The following is a 15,968-nucleotide window of genomic DNA, read 5'->3' as shown; positions in this document are numbered from 1 at the left end:
CTTGAGTCCACTCCTCAAGGACCACCTTCGGGTGGTCTTTTAGCATTTGCGGGTAATACTTCTCTGTACACGCGGGCATGTTGCTGGTGGCGCGACCCGCTGGGAGGTGTGAGGTGAACAAGCTATCAATCGTGGGTGCCGGAATAGTGGGTGAGGCCGCTGCGCAGATCATCGCCCGGGAAGAGTACTGTCGTGAGTTGATGTTGATTGATGTGCAGGGTGATTTGGCCAAGGGCAAGGCGCTGGATGTCTGGCAGGCGGCAGTTGAGTCCGGTTCTGATACCAGGGTTTACGGCGGCTCCGATGCCGAATTGCTGCAGGATTCCGACCTGGTGGTGATTACCGCGGGTGTGCCGCGCAAGCCTGGCCAGTCGCGTCAGGATGTATTGAGCATCAACCTGCCCATTCTCGATGGCATCATGCGCGATATCAATCGGCATGCCCCGGCGGCGACGGTGCTGGTGGTGTCGAACCCGGTCGACGTGCTGACCTACCGGGCGTGCAGTCTCAGTGGGCTCGGGCGTAACAGGGTGTTCGGGCAGGCGGGGGTGCTGGATACCGCGCGCATGAAATGTTTCATTGCCGAAGAGACCGGGTTTTCTGCCCGGGATATCACCGCGCTGGTGCTGGGCGGGCATGGCGATAGCATGGTGCCGCTGATGCGCTACTGTGCGGTCGGTTCGGTGCCGCTGTCGCACTTTCTGACTGATCAGCAGATAGAGCGGATTGTGCAGCGCACCCGTCAGGGTGGCGGCGAGATTCTGGGTTTGAAGAAGGTCGGCAGCGCCTGCGATGCGCCGGGCGTGGCCATTGCAGAGATGGTCGATGCCATCGCCAATGGGCGAAACCGCATTTTGCCGACGGTCGCGATTCTCGAGGGCGAGTACGGGCGAACCGGTGTCGCCATGGGTGTCCCTTGTGTGATGGGAGAGCTGGGGGTTGCGCGGGTGATCGAGATGTCCCTGGATGCGCAGGAGCAGGCGATGTTCGATCATTCTGCAGATCAGGTGGTGCGCGATATTGCTGAGATGAATGCTTTAGTGAGCGGGGCTGGATGAGGGGCCGCAGCAGTCTTGACCTGGTGCCTTGAAAACAGCCTCTGCGGTGGGAGCGGGCTTGCCCCGCGATGCGATGTCGCTGATAGACCGCAATCGCGGGGCAAGCCCGCTCCCACCGCTTTACACCTGCCGGTGGATTCCCACCGGCAGTTTCTATTTCGCTTTATGACAGCTGAGTCAGGCTCTACGAGCGTCGAAACTGAACGCGCCGGGTCCCGCGACTGCCAACAGCACAAGTCCACCAGCCATTGCGACGTTCTTGAGGAACATCACCATCTGGGCTTGATCGCTGAACTGGCGATACGCCGCGCTTCCTGCATCACGGCCTACGGCCGGCGGGCTGTGCTGAGGCATGAACACGGCATCGTTTGCATACAAGGTCATGACACGGTCGACGTCGGATGCGTTCAGTGCGGCTTCATAGGTTCAGTCGACGTGGATGACCGCTAGGCGTGTGAATCGCCTCTGAACCTATCTTCTGAAATTTAGATCGGGGGTGTTGCTTTGCTCTCTCGGTAGGAGGTGGCCCAAGCCGAAGGCGTCTTGCCAAACTGGCTGCGGAACCAGCGTGAAAAGTCTCCCGCAGAAGAAAATCCGAGAAGTTCGGCAACTTCATACAGTCGGCGCTTGCTATTGGCTAAATACTCTTCGGCGAGTTCAGCACGAACAGCGTTGATGATCGTTGTCACGCTCTGTCCTTCGCTCGCCAGGTGACGGTTAAGTGTGCGTCGATGCATGCCAAGGTGTTGGGCAATGCCATCGACAGAACACAGCCCGCTTGGCAGCAGCATCTTGACGATCTGACGTACTCGCTGCGTCGGCTCGTCCTGCAGATTAGCCAGCTGCATATCCAGTGATCGCTTGACCTCCCGATTCAACGCGGGGTCAGCCGCAGGAATGGGCATGTCCAGATCGCGCCCGCGGCAAATGATGGCATTGAGTTCCTGTGAAAACTCGATAGCGGGTCCTAATACGCGCTGATGGATTTCCAGGTTGGAAGGGCATTCATGGGTGAAGCAGACCCTTATCGGGCGGAAGGTATTGCCGCTCAGAATACTCAACGTGCGCAGCATGATCCCGGTCGATTGTTCGATAGCCTGGCGCCAGACACCATGATGACCCTGCATGTTCACGCCCACATGCAGCAAGGTCAGATCGCCCGCATCTTCAAGCCGCAAGTGCACACCGGCGTTATGCAGGCGCATATAGCGGAAGCAAGATTGCAGCGCTGCCCGAAGTGTTGGTTCTTCGCGGATTAGCAACGCCAACATGCCAAAGTTGGAAAGGAGTCTGTGCTCTGCCATTAACAGCCCAAAAGCCACTTGCCCGGACAGACGCGCGGACTCCTCCAGAAGCCATCCCACCGAGTCGCTACTGATCATGATATTCGGATCGTCGAGGATGCCGGCCGGCAGTTTGGTCAGTCGCAGCATACGAAAAGGATCGAGCCCCACTGAACGGGCAACCGGCTCATAGCCGGTAAGGCTGGCGCTTCGCGTGAGGCTATACATGTTTTCCTCGTGTCCCAGATTCCCAATTTTGTGTCCTAAGAAGCTTAGTGCGAAACACCTTGTCAGGGCTACCTTCAACGCCGACAACGACAAAAAATGGAGGTAGTAAATGGATACGCCCGCTGCAATGCACATTGGTCAGTCGCTCGCCGCAATGGGGAAAGTGGATGCCGACGACCCAGACGCATTCAACCACTGCTTTGCTGAAATCAACGGTATTCGCATGCATTATGTCGACGAAGGGCAAGGTCCACTCGTCCTTCTGCTGCACGGGTTTCCCTATCTCTGGTACATGTGGCGGCGCCAGATCCTGGCGTTGGCCGAGGCTGGTTATCGGGTCGTCGTCCCGGATCAACGGGGATTTGGGCAGACAGATCGACCTGACGCCATCGAGGCCTATGACATGAGCCAGGCCGTCGGCGATATGGTTGGTTTGATGGCGGCAGTGGGCGAAACATCTGCGGTGATCATTGGGCATGACTTGGGCGCTTGGGTGGCCCAAGCGTCGGCCATGCTGCGCCCGGATCTGTTCCGCAGCCTCGTGATGCTCAATACGCCCGTGCCCCCACGGGGCAAGATCAAACCAACCGTAGCTTTACAGGCAATGGCAAAGGGCAGGGTGTACCACCATCTGTATTTCCAGCAGCTCGATAAGCCGGATCGCGAGTTAGCGAATGATCCGCGCAAGACCTTGCGCAGTGTCTTCTACTCGATCTCCGGCAATGCAGTCGGAGCAGAACGCTGGCGCTTGTTCGTCGAGCCTGGTGAGCCCATTCTTAATGCTTTCACGGAGCCCAAGGGGGAGTTCCCGTCATGGTTGAGCGCGCGGTCGCTCGACTACTACGTCGCGGAGTACACACGTACAGGGTTTACCGGTGCGTTGAATTACTACCGCTGTCGCGACCGGAATTGGGAAATCACAGCGTTTCTCGACGGGGCGGTCATTCGCCAGCCAAGCATGTTCATCGGTGGTGCTGCTGATCCGTCACTTGAACCCGCCGAAATACGTGGCCTTTACGAGCAACTCGACACCTATTTGCCTGGATTGCGGAAAAAGGTGCTGCTTGCCGGTGTGGGCCATAGCGCGGCGGAAGAGCGCGCCGACCAAGTCAACGAATTGCTGCTGGAGTTTCTTGAGCATTTGGAACGCTAGAGCCTGCGTTTTGCACTGTAGGTTGTGGCGCTCACGCACGGTGCATCGTGACATTCGAGCGGCTAAGGGGTTGTTCGATGTGACGCACAACCGGCACCCCTAAACACCGGGGATGCCGGTACTTCTCATGCCATCCGGATCAGTTGAACGCCGTCAGATCTTTCGGCGTGATGTCGTGTTGCTCGCAATAGGCAAGGTAGCGATGCAATCCGGATTTCCAGTTTTCGAGCGCAACGATGTTGTCGTTCCCGTCCAGGAACGCGAGATCACCGGTCACGTGAACCAGCGTCAGCACATACCCGTCGGCGCTGCCCGTGCTGACGACTTCGGGGGTGTGAGTCGATGCGGCAGTCTCATAGACGATGCTGCCAGGGCCGGCGATCCAGTCATGCTCCTTGTATTTCCACCGGCCTTCGATTGTGTAGACCATCACCGTTCCAGTGTGATGGTGCTTGGGGAGTTGCATGTCTATCGGCGCTTTCATCATGACGATCCATTCACCACGGATCGGGTCGAGCTTGAAGTACTTGAGCAGGACGTTTTCCGCATAGGGTGTGAACGGCACCCACGGCAATGTTTCAGCATCGATGACGGCAGTGTCGACGTGTTCGTAGAGCATGGGTCTCTCCTTTGACGCAGTTCAAATCGAGTATTTGTTGGCAGCCAGGATCGCCCGACCATCGGTGATGGCCGGGGGGCTTGGAGGCTCCACCGAGGATTCGGGATCAGGTGAGCGGGGTGCCCGCGAGAGTGGCGCGCAGCATCTTGCGTGGTGCATTGCCGTAGTCAGCCACCGCGTAGTGCTGGACTTGCAAGTTGTCCCACATGGCAATCGTGTTGGTTCGCCATTTCAAGCGCACTTGGTACTCCGGGATCGCGGCCTGAGACGTCAGGTAGTTCATCAAATGATGAGCCTCCGGCATGAAGTCCTGTCCGTAGCGGATATCCTCGAAGTTGAAGAAATTCGAGAAGTGCGTGGTGAACGCGGAGTTGACGAATAGCACCTTTTCGCCTGTTTCTGGATGAATCAGCACCACCGGGTGTTCGGCGGCAGGGTTTTTCGCAGCCATGGCGTGACGTTCTTCACGTGGCAACTGGGCACCAAAGGAGTGCTCGGCACTGTGCTTGGCGTATAGACCATCGATCCGTTGTTTGATGGCTTCCGGCAAATTCTCGTAAGCCATCACCATGTTTGAGAACAGAGTGTCGCCACCGGATTCAGGACCCTGCTCGCAGCGCAATATCGCTCCGCGAGGTGGTGCCGGTTTGAAGGTGACATCGGTATGCCAAAGGTTTTCGCGACTGGCCTTCTCGACAAAGCTCTTGGGTTTACTTGGGTCGAGATTGCGGTACAACATCAGCAGTTTGTCTGCTTCCGGATGGCTCGGCGCCAGGGGATGACCTTCCAGCCCGCCGAATTGCGCGGCGAACATCTGTTGCTCCAAGGGGCTGATGTTCTGATCTCGGAAGAACAGCACTTTGTGTTTCAACCAGAGCGCCCTGATTTCCGCGATCAGGTCGGGGTCCTGGGTCGCATCGGCTAGATTGATGTTGCGGAGTTCGGCGCCGATGGCCGGGGAACAAATCTCCACCTTGATTGAATGCTGTCGGACTGACGGCCGGATTATGGCGGATGCCGAGGGGGTGATAGGTGAAGGAGTGTCTTGGTCTGCGGCGACTGTTGTCATTATTGTCTCCAATACGTGCTGTTCAGCGGTGCGCCATAGGGGCATCCGCTATGGGTAGCGCCCTCGGTTGTTTGAACAGGGGCGCTCCTATAGTAGGTATCTTGGGTGCAATGCTATTGGCGCGACAGGACAGTTTCTTCGCGTTTTGGGACAAGAAATTGAGGTGAACGGACTGTGTTTTGATGTCAGTCGGGTGTCTGCTTTTGGCCGAATTCTGCCTGTCACGAAGCGCTGAAAACGCGAACGACGGTAGTTGATAGGGCCGCATCGGCGGCCCAGGACAATCGCAGGCGATCACTCCGCCGCCGACTGGCCTGCTTGCATCGTGCGACGCAACAACGCGGCCGTTGCCGAGCGCGCTTCGACCTCATCCAGCAACGCCTCGACCAGCGCGAGGCTCATCTCCAGCGATTGCTCAGTCGCCCACAGCAAACCACGCACCTCGGCATTGACCATCTCACAGGCGTGGGCGTTGGTCTGGTAGGCGCTTTTAAGCAGGACGGAGGCGTGGACCAGGGCGTCTTCGGATGAGACACCGGCGCGGACAGCGAAGAGTGGATCGTGGCTGCCGTTGCAGGAGCCGAAGGTGGTGCTGGTTTGGGTGGTGAGGGGTGGATCGGGAACGGGTTTTGTCATGGTGGAGCTCCTGGAGTAGTGGAGCCATTCACCGCTCGCTACCAAACGATTGGTGACGGCTGTACACAGGTTGGTAGACCGGGACTCCAAGAAACCCAGCGCGCACGAATGCGCCCTGCGCACAGCCGCCATGACACGAAACGACAGACACAAAAAAAGCGCCTGCCGAGACGGATGGGACGCTTGCACGTCTTGGAGAGGTCGGGCTACCAAACCCGGTCGCTGGATTTACAGCGACGTTATGGAGGGTAACGGGGTTGGAGCAGGGATTCAAGAGGGGAGTACTTTATGGGTGTTTTCGGCCCAGCGCGGCCGGTCGCATCGCACTAGGACGAAGCATTAATCGAGGACGAATCCCAGCTGCCCGGCAGATTCATGGACTGGATTTGCAGTAGCGCAATCTTCAGGCTTTGGGTCTTTCTGGAGCTGGTAGCGCACAGGTTTTGTCAGCTTCTGGACAACCCCCTCGTCGACTGACTGCTTGAGCCAATCATTGATCTGTTTCTTGGACACGTCCCATTGCGCATCCAGCTCATCAACTGTGACAGCGTCATTAAAGTACGCCATTTTTTTGAGGAAAAACTGATAAAAACTCATTTCTGCAACAGCAGCGATTTGCTCTGAAGTAGCCTCAGTACCCTGACCAATCAATCCATTTACAGAGGAAGTTGCTTGCGGGGTATCTTCATTTGCAATACTTGGACTAGGTTGCTCGGCTTCCGTGCAGGCAAGTCCTTGGACAGCAGTCCGCAATCCGGAAACACCTGGTTCGGGAGTGGCTTGAGCACACAGTCTCTGCACATCCAAATGCTCTGCTTCCTCCTCCAACCATCGCCCGCCTTGCGATACTAATGCCTGGTTCCCAGAGTGGACATCCTGATCACGCTTGACCCACAAAGGTACCCACACTTTTTTCAGGTTTTCAATCGCGCCGCTCCAGGTTCCGCCTTTGGTATCGGAGCGAACAACCACTGCGGCTTGGCTCAGGCAGTAAATGTACTTGTTACGCGCCATGGCATTGCCAGGGTTGAATCCAGCCTCAGGATAGAACGGCGAAACCAGTACCAGATTGTTGCTCATCAATCCCTGTCGCCATTTGCTGGCCATCGCCGCCGACAACAAGCTATCTGCCATTATGCCGATGACGGTTCCGTCCTGTTGTAAACCGCCCTGCATTGCAGCTTCATCGACGCCGCGTGCGCCACCTGAAACCACGGTCATGCCTGCCACAGCAATACGCTCACCCAAAGCAGTGGCGTAATTGAGATCGGCATTATCCGCCTTGCGCGCGCCGACCACACAAACGCTACGCTGGTTAAGCAGCCGTGCGTTACCACAACCGAAAAGCACGGGTGGCGCACTGTTGCGTAAACGTTGCTTGAGCAATTTGGGGTAGTCAGCATCCGAGCGAGTCAGCACCCATATTCCGGCGCGACTCCACTTCTCTAGGGCTAATGCCAGCGCGTGACCACGCTCAAGCAGCTGCTCAATGCGATGCAACGAGATCTTGTCATCCTGCCAGCCCTGAAGCACTGCATGTGGATCATCCGTCACCAAATCTGCAGGCGTCTTGCTCTGCGCGTTGAGCCACAGAGCGAAACGCCCCCACTCGGTTGGGGAAAGCGGTTTGGCGTCACCGGCTGACTTCGAAAAGTAAGAAGTCAGCAGGAGGATCGACTGGGTATTGGTATTTATCATGCTTTGCTTGCCGTAGATGAAATTGCCAGCGGATAGACATGCCCGCTGCCAGCATGCCTGAGCAGTGCAGCAATGACGGTCATCGTCCAGCCTGAATCGATCATGTCATCAACCAGCAGCACCGGGCCAGAAGGGATATTTTCGCTTACAGCGAACACACCATCTAAATTTCGGCACTGGTGGAAGCGATTGTATTGGAACTTCTGCGGCTCATTCTGCCTGACCTTACTTATGCAGCCGACGAAAGGAATCCCTAAAGCAGCTGCCAACCGCCGAGCAAAATTAGGGACTAGCGTTGGATTTCCCAGGGAAGGCACACAGCACAGCCACGCAGGCTTGGGATTCGGCTGCCAACGCGAGTGGATCATCTCCGCCATGGCAGAAACCAAAGCATCGTCAAAATGACCGCGCTCCTTGCCCTCAGCAGCCAAATCTCCCCAGCCACCATCACGCCACTGTGAAAGCACCCGTCCCTCAGCCGCTTGTAGCTGAGGTGGGAGGTTCGTCGGAAAGCCGTAGTGTTTGAAACCTCCTTTGGCGACTTGCTTCTTGGGCTTGATCGGAAATTCGGCGTGGCGAATAAATGTTGCAGCTTGATGCACTAGTTTGCTGTTTACATTGCAAGATACCAGCGCCGTGCCCATGCAGTTCGTGCATTTTCCGCAGCCTTCATGCTCCGGGTCGTCCAACGCACCGCGTAAAAATGCCATTAGGCAACCAGGCTCATTCAGGTAAGCCTGAACCTGCTGCCACTCCTGCTCGCGCAACTCGGTGAGTCGGGCAATACGGGCCTCATCCAGTTCGTAGTGAACCGGGGTGCGCAACCACTTGCTGTCGATTTTGATAAGGGGGGCAGGGTTCTCAACACTGAGGAGCTTGAGGATCTTCTCTATCTGCCCATGGGAGAGATTGCTGTGCTCTTCCAGGTCACGAACTGTCAGCCCATCGAAGTTAGCCAGTACGCCCAGTAAGTGCCTAACCTGCCCGGCGGGCGGGAAGGCCGAGCGCCTAAAAAACGCATGAATCTTCTCATCTTCCTCCCCGGACATGAGCAGGCCAAGCGAATAATCTATAGCCCTTCCTGCTCGGCCGACTTGCTGGTAGTACGCAACGATTGAGCCAGGCGCCTGGTAGTGAATGACAAAGCCAAGATCCGGTTTGTCATAGCCCATTCCCAGCGCAGAGGTCGCCACCAGCACCTTCAGGTTATTTGTCAGCAACTCATCTTCCAGGTGCTGGCGGTATTGATCGCTACTGCCAAAGTCAGGGTGAGCAACATCACTGTGATACGCCGCAGCACTGATCCGATTGGCACGAAGCCAGCGAGCGACCTGCTCACTATCACGCTGGGTGAGGGTATATAGAATGCCCGTACCTTGTAGCGTTGGGATGGTTTGAGCCAACCATGCCAAACGGCTCGCCTGATCGGGCATGTACAGGTTCTGTAACGCCAGGCTCTCGCGTGTCAGCGTACCACGCACGATATTGATATCGCCAAACTGAGCCTGGATATCCTCCACAACCCGCTTGTTGGCAGTCGCAGTTGTTCCCAGAACAGGGGTATTGGCCGGCAGGAAACGCAGAATGTTGACGATGCGCCGGTAATCCGGCCGGAAATCATGCCCCCAGTCAGAAATACAGTGCGCCTCGTCAATCACCATCAAGCCGATACGATCCGCGATTGGCTGCAGAATGGTTTCCATAAAGCCATCGTTCGACAGTCGTTCCGGAGAGATCAACAAACAATCGACCTGATCGGCTAGCACGGCCTGCCGGGCCTGTTCCCATTCGTGAGTATTGGTGGAGTTGATGGTGACGGCGTTAATGCCCAGCCGGCGGGCTGCCTCGATCTGATTACGCATCAGAGCCAGCAAAGGTGAGATGATAATGGTTGGCCCCAGCTCCCGATCACGCAGGATTCGCGTACTGATGAAGTATACGGAACTCTTGCCCCAGCCTGTGCGCTGGACAACCAGCATCTTCCTGCGATGGTTGACCAAGGCATCAATAGCCTCCCACTGCCCATCCCTAAACGTAGCTGCCGAGTTATCAATAGCGACTTTCAGCAGTTTCTCAGCATCGTCCCGTTGCATTAGATAAATCCCTTTTTCATCGACTCTCCCCAAGAGGCGTCTCCAATATGGCAGGGAGATGGTCTTGTGTTTAAGCCTTGTATGCGGCTTGAATGACCTCTTGCTGTGCAGTTTACGAAACCTTGAGCAGTCTGTCCCTTAAGTAGTCGCTTTTGGCCGGTCGCAGCCAGCGCATAGAGGGCCGGTGAGGGCAACTGTCTTAACTTGCTACTTTGGTGCCCCTGTTGCCAGGTTCCCATCAGCCGCGGAGCCACACCCTTGATAGCGGGCTTGAGCGGCCTTGCCTCGCGATTGCGTGTTATCAGCCGCATCGTATCGCGGGACAAACCCGCTCCCACCGGCCCGTCCGGCATCCGTCATCCAAACCATAAAAAACGCCCTGCAATCGCAGGGCGTCATTCACAAAACAACCTTCAAACCTCAGCGAATCCCCGCATTACGCAACGCCGCCGGCGTAAAGTCCGCAAGCTTGGTCCGTCCCCCATACTGCGGCGCCAGCTTCGACTCGTTGCTCATCGTAGCCACCACATACCGCCCCGCCAGAATGTCATAGAACCCCTGCGCCGCAGGCGCATTCAAACCCTTGTCATAGTTGTTGTAGGTGTAGTTCTCACCCACCCGCCAGAGCTGCCCACGACCATCATAGTGATCGACCTCGGCCAGCACCCAGGTGTCCTCATCAAAGTACATGTCGCGCTTGGCATAGATATGCCGTTGCCCGGACTTCAGCGTCGCCTGCACATGCCACACCCGGTGCAGCTCGTAGCGGGTCAGGTCCTGGTTGATGTGTCCGGGTTTGATGATGTCGGCGTACTTCAGGCTCGGCGACTGCAGCTTGTAGTTGTTGTAGGGAATGTACATTTCCTTCTTGCCCACCAGCTTCCAGTCGTAGCGGTCCGGTGAGCCGTTCATCATGTCGGCGTTGTCGGAGGTACGCAGGCCGTCCGAGACCAGGCCAGGTGCATCGTAGGCCAGCTGCGGCGCACGGCGCACACGGCGTTGGCCGGCGTTATAGGTCCAGGCTTTGCGTGGCTCGCTTACCTGGTCGATGGTTTCATGCGCCATCGATACCGTACCGGCCAGGCGCGCCGGGGCGTTGACCGCGAAAATGTAGTAGTAAAGGATGTTCTTCGCTTCTTCCGGGTTCACGCCATCCATGTACTGCGGGAAGCTGTTCTGGTCATGGGTTTCGACGATCGAGTAGGCACCGTCGACCTGTGGCGAGGCCTGCACCGACCAGCGCTCGACGTTGTCGCCGCGGTAGCGGGTCACGTAGTTCCAGTAGACCTCGACACCGCTCTTGGGGATCGGGAAGGCGTAGTAGCGCGAACCTGCGAAATTGCTCAGGCCGGTGCCGTCATTGACCAGTTGCACACTGACGGCACTTTTTTTCGCCGCGTCGTAGATGTTCTGGGCCGCCTGGGCGGTGCGGCGAGTCGGGTAGACCGGGATTTTGTAGCTGTCCGGGTAACGCTTGAACATCGCCAGCTGGCCGGGTGTGAGTTTGTCTTTGTACTGCTCGGCATTGGCGGCGGTGATGGTGAACAGCGGTTTTTCGCTGGCGAACGGGTCCGCGAGAAAACCTTTGCTGTCCACGGCTGCCGCACCGGCTTTAAGACCACCGTTCCAGGCTGGAATGCTGCCGTCGGCGTTGCCTTCTTTCTGCGCGCCCAACGGGGTCAGGGTGGTGCCCAGCTGCGCCGCTTCCTGTTCGCTGACGGCGGCCATGACGTTGCTGGCCAGGAGGGAGAGCGCCAGCGCGCCGACGGTGTTGATCATGCTTGCTTTCATGGATGTACCCTCTGTCGTTTGCGACTCAGAAGTTGATGCCGAAGCTGAGCGAGACGTAGTCGCGGTCGGTGTTGGTGTTGTAGCGACCGCCAAAGAAGTCCGTGTAACTCAGGCTCGCGGTGTAGTCGTTCAGGTAGTCGGCATCCAGTCCGACACTGATGGCCTTGGCGCCTTCCTCGAAGTTCGGGCCCCAGCCATCCACGTCATGGGACCAGGCAAGGTTCGGCGACAGGTTGATACCGGCAATGACGTTGGGGTAGTCGAGCTTGGTGCGCACCCGGTAACCCCACGAATCGGTGGTGTAGAAACCGTGGCTGTTGCACGCCTTTTGCGGGTTGGTGGCGGTAGCGCATACGGTGGTGTTCTGGTTGCCGGGGAAGGCGCCGGGGCCAAACACCGGGCTGCGGCCGAAGCGGACATCGGTGCCATCGGCGTCGCCCAGGCCGTTGATGCGGTTGTAGCCGACCTCGCCGATCAGGGTCAGGCGGCTGGCCCCCCAGATCTGGTCGACGAAGTGGGTGGCGGTGACCTGCGCCTGCATCACCGGCATGCGTTTGTAGCCGGGCAGGTCGCCGCCCAATGCCTGGGCGGTTTCACCGCTGGTGAACACCGGCGAGGTCTGGGTGCTGAAGTCGGTGTCGGTGGACTGCAGTGCCGCCAGGTTGAGGTCGGCGGTGTTGATCTGCAGCGGCATGTTCGGCCGGAAGCTGACTTCGCCACCGACCGAGGTGGCGCCCAGGGTGGTCTGGAAGCTCACCCCGTACAGGCGGATATCCTCCGGATAGTCGACGAAGTAGCGCGCCGAACGCACCCGGTCGAACTGGTTCTGAACCGCGGCAAGCTGCCTGGCAGCGGCGGGCAGGGCGCCCAGCTGGGCGGCGGTGATCGGTGCGGTGGTGGTTTGCTTGAAGCTCAGGAACGGCGTGCGGCTGTGGTAGTTCATGGCGTAGAAGCCGAATTCGGTGTCGTGCAGCTCCGGGACGAACCAGCGCAAGGCCACGCCGTACTGGCCGCTGTCGCGCGGGTCGTTGTCCTCCAGGCGCGGCATATAGACGTTGTCCAGCACCGTGCCGCGCAGGATCTGGGCGGCGGTCGCGGTGTTTTTTGCAACACCCGGGGCCAGGTCCGGGCCGGCGAAGACCAGACGGTCGTTGCAACCCTGGGGCAGCGGGTCGGAGCCGAAGAAGGTGCCGCAGTTGTCGACGACCGAGTTGTCCCATTCCAACTGGTAGAAGGCTTCGGCGTTGAGGTTCTCGCTCAGGCCCTGGGAGATATAGAACATGTTCACCGGCACCAGGCCTTCCTTGACCTCGGCACCCGGACGGCGCAGGGCGGCGACGTCGATCGGGTTGATGCTGTTGATCGAGTTGCCGATGAAGGTGCTTTCGCCCCAGCTGACCACCTGTTTGCCAAGGCGCACGTTACCGGCCAGTTCACCCAGGTTGTAGTTGTGGTAGATGAAGGCGTCGAGGAACTCGGCGCCGGACGATTTGGCCAGGTCGTCGCGCCCGCGGTCGTCAATGTCGTAGAACGGGCGGTGTTCGTCCTTGAGTTCGAAGTCGTACCAGTACTTGCCACGCACGAAGACACCGCTGTCGCCGTACTTGAGTTCAAGGTCATGCACGCCTTTGAAAATCTTCGAAAAGGTCTCGCCCTTCTTGAAGTTCTGACGGTTGTCGTCGGCGGTGCGGGTGGCCGATTCGCCGCGCAGGCCCATGGTGTTGGCGGCGTTGATGAATTTCGGATCCGGCCCGCGCACGGACCAGCTGGAGCCGATCGACAGCGAGGAGTCGAACTGGCCTTCGATTTCACCGATCTGGAAGTCGATGGCATTGGCACTGGTGCACGCGCCAAGGCCAACGGCAAGGGCCAGCAGGTGCGGGCGGAACTCTTTGTGCAGCGTGGTGGTGGGCCACGGGCGATGCGCGCTTGGGTGGAGGGCGAAAGTCACGTCTAGGATACCCCTGTGATCTTGTTGTTGTTCGGGTGACTGCCCGCAAACGCTAACCCCGGTGCGCTTTACCCTTCCCCCTCAAGTGGGGGGGGAGGGTCGGTTTTGACCACCCCTCAGCCCCTCGGCTGGTACGCCCCCTCCACCGGGGGGGGACGGCTTTGCTCGTCATTACGTGACCATCGTCGGACGGTTTGCCGCGATCGCCGCCAGGCAGGGGTGAATGGCGTAGGCCTTGAAAACTGACCTTGGAGAACATGATGTCGCAGAAAGTATTTGTCGCCGGTGTCGGCATGATTCCATTTGCCAAGCCTGGCCAGAGCGGGACTTACATCGAAATGGGCGCCCAGGCTATCCGCCAGGCCCTGCAGGATGCCGGCGTGGATTACCGCAAGGTCCAGCAGGCGTATGCCGGGTACGTTTACGGCGACTCCACCAGCGGCCAGTCGGCGCTGTATGAGGTGGGGCTGACCGGCATTCCGGTGATCAACGTCAACAACAACTGCGGCAGCGGTTCTACCGCGCTCTTCCTGGCGCGCCAGGCGGTGGAAAGCGGCGCGGTGGACTGCGCACTGGCCTTCGGCTTCGAGCAGATGCAGCCCGGTGCCCTGAAGTCGCACTGGCTCGACCGTCCGATCACCTATGGCAAGGGCCATGAAGTGGTCGATGCGATCTTCCCTGAAGGCCGCGACATGCCGGACGCGCTGAAGTTCTTCGGCGGCGCCGGTCGCGAGCACATGGAAAAATACGGCACCAAGATGGAAACCTTCGCTGCCATCCGTGCTAAAGCCAGCCGCCATGCCGCCAACAACCCGCTGTCGGTGTTCAAAAAGATCGTTACCACCGAAGACGTGATGGCCGACCAGGTGATTTTCCCTGGCGTCATGACCCGTCTGATGGCCTGCCCGCCGACCTGCGGTGGTGCCGCAGCGATCGTGGTTTCCGAGCGCTTTGCCAAGCAGCACGGTCTGCGTACCGATGTCTGCATCCTTGCCCAGGCGCTGGTGACCGATCAGCCTGAGGCCTTCGAGCCGCCGTCGCTGATCAGCATTGTCGGCGTCGGCATGACCCGTCAGGCCGCTACCGAGGTTTACGAGAAAGCCGGTGTCGGCCCTGAAGATATCCGCGTCTGCGAGCTGCACGACTGCTTCGCCCACAACGAACTGCTGACTTACGAGGGGCTGGGGTTCTGTCCGGAAGGCGGCGCCGAGAAGTTCGTGATGGACGGCGACAACACCTATGGCGGCCAGGTGGTGATCAATCCGTCCGGTGGCCTGCTGTCCAAAGGTCATCCGCTGGGTGCCACGGGCCTGGCCCAGTGCTACGAGCTGACCCATCAACTGCGTGGCACCGCCGACAAGCGTCAGGTGGCCAACCTGCAGCACGCCCTGCAGCACAACCTGGGGCTGGGTGGCGCCGGCATCGTGACCCTGTTCGGTCGCGCCTGACGATACTGCGCGCCCGTCATGGGCGCGCGTTTGCACAGACTGACAGGATGATCTGAGATGGCAGACAAGACTCTGATCGGCCGTTCACTGGGTGTGACCACCTGTGAAGTTGAAAAGGGCCGCCTGCGTTTTTTTGCCAAGGCAATTGGCGAGACCGACCCGGTTTACACCGACGAAGCCGCTGCCAGAGAAGCCGGGCACCGCTCGCTGCCGGTGCCGCCCAGCTTCCTGATGTGCCTGGAAGCCGAAGGGCGCGACACCGATCACATCGTCCAGCAGGTGTTTGGCTTTGACCTGGGGCGCATCCTCCATGCCGAACAGGGTTTCGACTATCACGGCATGGCTTACGCCGGCGACGTGCTGACCTTCGATACCCGGGTGCTGGACGTTTACCAGAAAAAAGGCGGGGCGCTGACGTTTGTGGTGCAACAGACCCGTGTGACCAATCAGGATGGCCAGCACATCGCCGACATCCGCTCATCCCTGGTCCAGCGTTGAGGAGCCGGCAATGAACCCTATTCAATGGCGCGATGTGCAGGTCGGCTTCGAGCTGCCGTCGCTCACCTTGCCAGCGGTCAATCGCACCACGCTGGCGCTTTACGCCGGTGCCTCCGGCGACCACAACCAGGTGCACATCGACCTGGACTTCGCCCGCAAGGCGCGCCAGCCCGATGTGTTCGCCCACGGCATGCTGTCGGTGGCCTACCTTGGCCGTCTGCTCACCGCGTGGGTGGCGCAAGCGCAAATCCGCAGCTTGGCGGTGCGCTTCACCGGTATCACGCAGCTGGGGCATGTCCCGACCTGCAGCGCCAGGGTCATCGAATGCTTCGAGGCCGAGGGTGAACCGCGTGTCCGCCTGGCGATCCGCTGCGCCAATCAATACGGCGACGACAAACTGGTTGGCGAAGCCGTCGTGGCGCTGACCTGAACCCCCTAAAAAC

At 58.9% G+C, this 15,968-nt stretch carries 14 protein-coding genes; 5 read left to right on the top strand and 9 right to left on the bottom strand.

The genetic code is table 11. The annotated features are described in order from the left end of the window. Window positions 1-113 precede the first annotated feature (113 nt). Window positions 114-1,058 (top strand): malate dehydrogenase, encoded by a 945-nt coding sequence (locus NPS47_RS08400; RefSeq protein WP_274294519.1) that lies wholly within the window; start codon window positions 114-116, stop codon window positions 1,056-1,058. Window positions 1,059-1,235: 177 nt separating this feature from the next. Here NPS47_RS08400 and NPS47_RS08395 read toward each other — a convergent pair whose 3' ends face one another. Further along, window positions 1,236-1,469 carry a hypothetical protein gene (locus NPS47_RS08395; protein ID WP_274294634.1) on the bottom strand — a complete coding sequence of 78 codons (234 nt, stop codon included), beginning with the start codon at window positions 1,467-1,469 and terminating at the stop codon, window positions 1,236-1,238. A gap of 74 nt (window positions 1,470-1,543) precedes the next feature. Further along, window positions 1,544-2,569: an AraC family transcriptional regulator gene (locus NPS47_RS08390; protein ID WP_274294518.1), complete on the bottom strand. Its 1,026-nt coding sequence runs from the start codon at window positions 2,567-2,569 to the stop codon at window positions 1,544-1,546. Window positions 2,570-2,678: 109 nt separating this feature from the next. Here NPS47_RS08390 and NPS47_RS08385 point away from each other — a divergent pair, with 109 nt between their 5' ends. After that, window positions 2,679-3,722, top strand: coding sequence for an alpha/beta hydrolase (locus NPS47_RS08385; protein ID WP_274294517.1), 1,044 nt, complete (start codon window positions 2,679-2,681; stop codon window positions 3,720-3,722). A 139-nt stretch (window positions 3,723-3,861) separates the two neighbouring features. Here the strand turns inward: NPS47_RS08385 and NPS47_RS08380 are convergent, their stop codons facing one another. The 7 genes from NPS47_RS08380 to NPS47_RS08350 form a co-directional block, all read right to left on the bottom strand. Then, window positions 3,862-4,341, bottom strand: a complete 480-nt coding sequence (locus tag NPS47_RS08380) for a 2,4'-dihydroxyacetophenone dioxygenase family protein (protein ID WP_274294516.1) — start codon at window positions 4,339-4,341, stop codon at window positions 3,862-3,864. A 106-nt stretch (window positions 4,342-4,447) separates the two neighbouring features. Next, window positions 4,448-5,320 carry a TauD/TfdA dioxygenase family protein gene (locus NPS47_RS08375; protein WP_274294633.1) on the bottom strand — a complete coding sequence of 291 codons (873 nt, stop codon included), beginning with the start codon at window positions 5,318-5,320 and terminating at the stop codon, window positions 4,448-4,450. A 384-nt stretch (window positions 5,321-5,704) separates the two neighbouring features. Beyond that, the gene (locus tag NPS47_RS08370) at window positions 5,705-6,046 is read right to left on the bottom strand and encodes a DUF6124 family protein (protein WP_274294515.1); all 342 of its coding nucleotides are present in this window, start codon (window positions 6,044-6,046) and stop codon (window positions 5,705-5,707) included. A gap of 339 nt (window positions 6,047-6,385) precedes the next feature. Beyond that, entirely contained in the window at window positions 6,386-7,744 is a 1,359-nt protein-coding gene (locus NPS47_RS08365; protein WP_274294514.1) for a DNA-processing protein DprA, read from the bottom strand. Beyond that, window positions 7,741-9,837, bottom strand: a complete 2,097-nt coding sequence (locus NPS47_RS08360; protein ID WP_274294513.1) for a RecQ family ATP-dependent DNA helicase — start codon at window positions 9,835-9,837, stop codon at window positions 7,741-7,743. Before NPS47_RS08360 ends, NPS47_RS08365 begins: the two co-directional genes overlap by 4 nt. 420 nt (window positions 9,838-10,257) lie before the next feature. Further along, window positions 10,258-11,628, bottom strand: a complete 1,371-nt coding sequence (locus tag NPS47_RS08355; protein WP_274294512.1) for a DUF1329 domain-containing protein — start codon at window positions 11,626-11,628, stop codon at window positions 10,258-10,260. Between the two features lie 25 nt (window positions 11,629-11,653). Then, window positions 11,654-13,579 carry a DUF1302 domain-containing protein gene (locus tag NPS47_RS08350; protein WP_425313483.1) on the bottom strand — a complete coding sequence of 642 codons (1,926 nt, stop codon included), beginning with the start codon at window positions 13,577-13,579 and terminating at the stop codon, window positions 11,654-11,656. A 260-nt stretch (window positions 13,580-13,839) separates the two neighbouring features. Here NPS47_RS08350 and NPS47_RS08345 point away from each other — a divergent pair, with 260 nt between their 5' ends. The 3 genes from NPS47_RS08345 to NPS47_RS08335 are packed head-to-tail and all read left to right on the top strand — an operon-like array spanning window position 13,840 to window position 15,955. Beyond that, a complete protein-coding gene (locus tag NPS47_RS08345; protein ID WP_274294511.1) occupies window positions 13,840-15,027 on the top strand; it encodes a lipid-transfer protein in 1,188 nt (395 codons plus the stop codon). A gap of 57 nt (window positions 15,028-15,084) precedes the next feature. Then, window positions 15,085-15,525 (top strand): MaoC family dehydratase N-terminal domain-containing protein, encoded by a 441-nt coding sequence (locus NPS47_RS08340; protein ID WP_274294510.1) that lies wholly within the window; start codon window positions 15,085-15,087, stop codon window positions 15,523-15,525. A gap of 10 nt (window positions 15,526-15,535) precedes the next feature. Continuing rightward, the gene (locus tag NPS47_RS08335) at window positions 15,536-15,955 is read left to right on the top strand and encodes a MaoC/PaaZ C-terminal domain-containing protein (RefSeq protein WP_274294509.1); all 420 of its coding nucleotides are present in this window, start codon (window positions 15,536-15,538) and stop codon (window positions 15,953-15,955) included. Window positions 15,956-15,968: the final 13 nt, after the last annotated feature.

It is taken from the genome of Pseudomonas putida (genome assembly GCF_028682475.1).
Taxonomy (GTDB): Bacteria; Pseudomonadota; Gammaproteobacteria; order Pseudomonadales; family Pseudomonadaceae; genus Aquipseudomonas; species Aquipseudomonas putida_AG.
Note: the sequence above shows the minus strand (reverse complement) of the source record. Positions and strands in the feature narration are given on the sequence as shown.

Excerpts from the sequence above, each read along its gene's own strand:
- NPS47_RS08355 (WP_274294512.1), bottom strand. The coding sequence starts at position 11,628 with ATGAAAGCAAGCATGATCAACACCGTCGGCGCGCTGGCGCTCTCCCTC.
- NPS47_RS08360 (WP_274294513.1), bottom strand. The coding sequence starts at position 9,837 with ATGCAACGGGACGATGCTGAGAAACTGCTGAAAGTCGCTATTGATAAC.
- NPS47_RS08340 (WP_274294510.1), top strand. The coding sequence starts at position 15,085 with ATGGCAGACAAGACTCTGATCGGCCGTTCACTGGGTGTGACCACCTGT.
- NPS47_RS08365 (WP_274294514.1), bottom strand. The coding sequence starts at position 7,744 with ATGATAAATACCAATACCCAGTCGATCCTCCTGCTGACTTCTTACTTT.
- NPS47_RS08390 (WP_274294518.1), bottom strand. The coding sequence starts at position 2,569 with ATGTATAGCCTCACGCGAAGCGCCAGCCTTACCGGCTATGAGCCGGTT.
- NPS47_RS08345 (WP_274294511.1), top strand. The coding sequence starts at position 13,840 with ATGTCGCAGAAAGTATTTGTCGCCGGTGTCGGCATGATTCCATTTGCC.
- NPS47_RS08380 (WP_274294516.1), bottom strand. The coding sequence starts at position 4,341 with ATGCTCTACGAACACGTCGACACTGCCGTCATCGATGCTGAAACATTG.
- NPS47_RS08370 (WP_274294515.1), bottom strand. The coding sequence starts at position 6,046 with ATGACAAAACCCGTTCCCGATCCACCCCTCACCACCCAAACCAGCACC.
- NPS47_RS08385 (WP_274294517.1), top strand. The coding sequence starts at position 2,679 with ATGGATACGCCCGCTGCAATGCACATTGGTCAGTCGCTCGCCGCAATG.
- NPS47_RS08335 (WP_274294509.1), top strand. The coding sequence starts at position 15,536 with ATGAACCCTATTCAATGGCGCGATGTGCAGGTCGGCTTCGAGCTGCCG.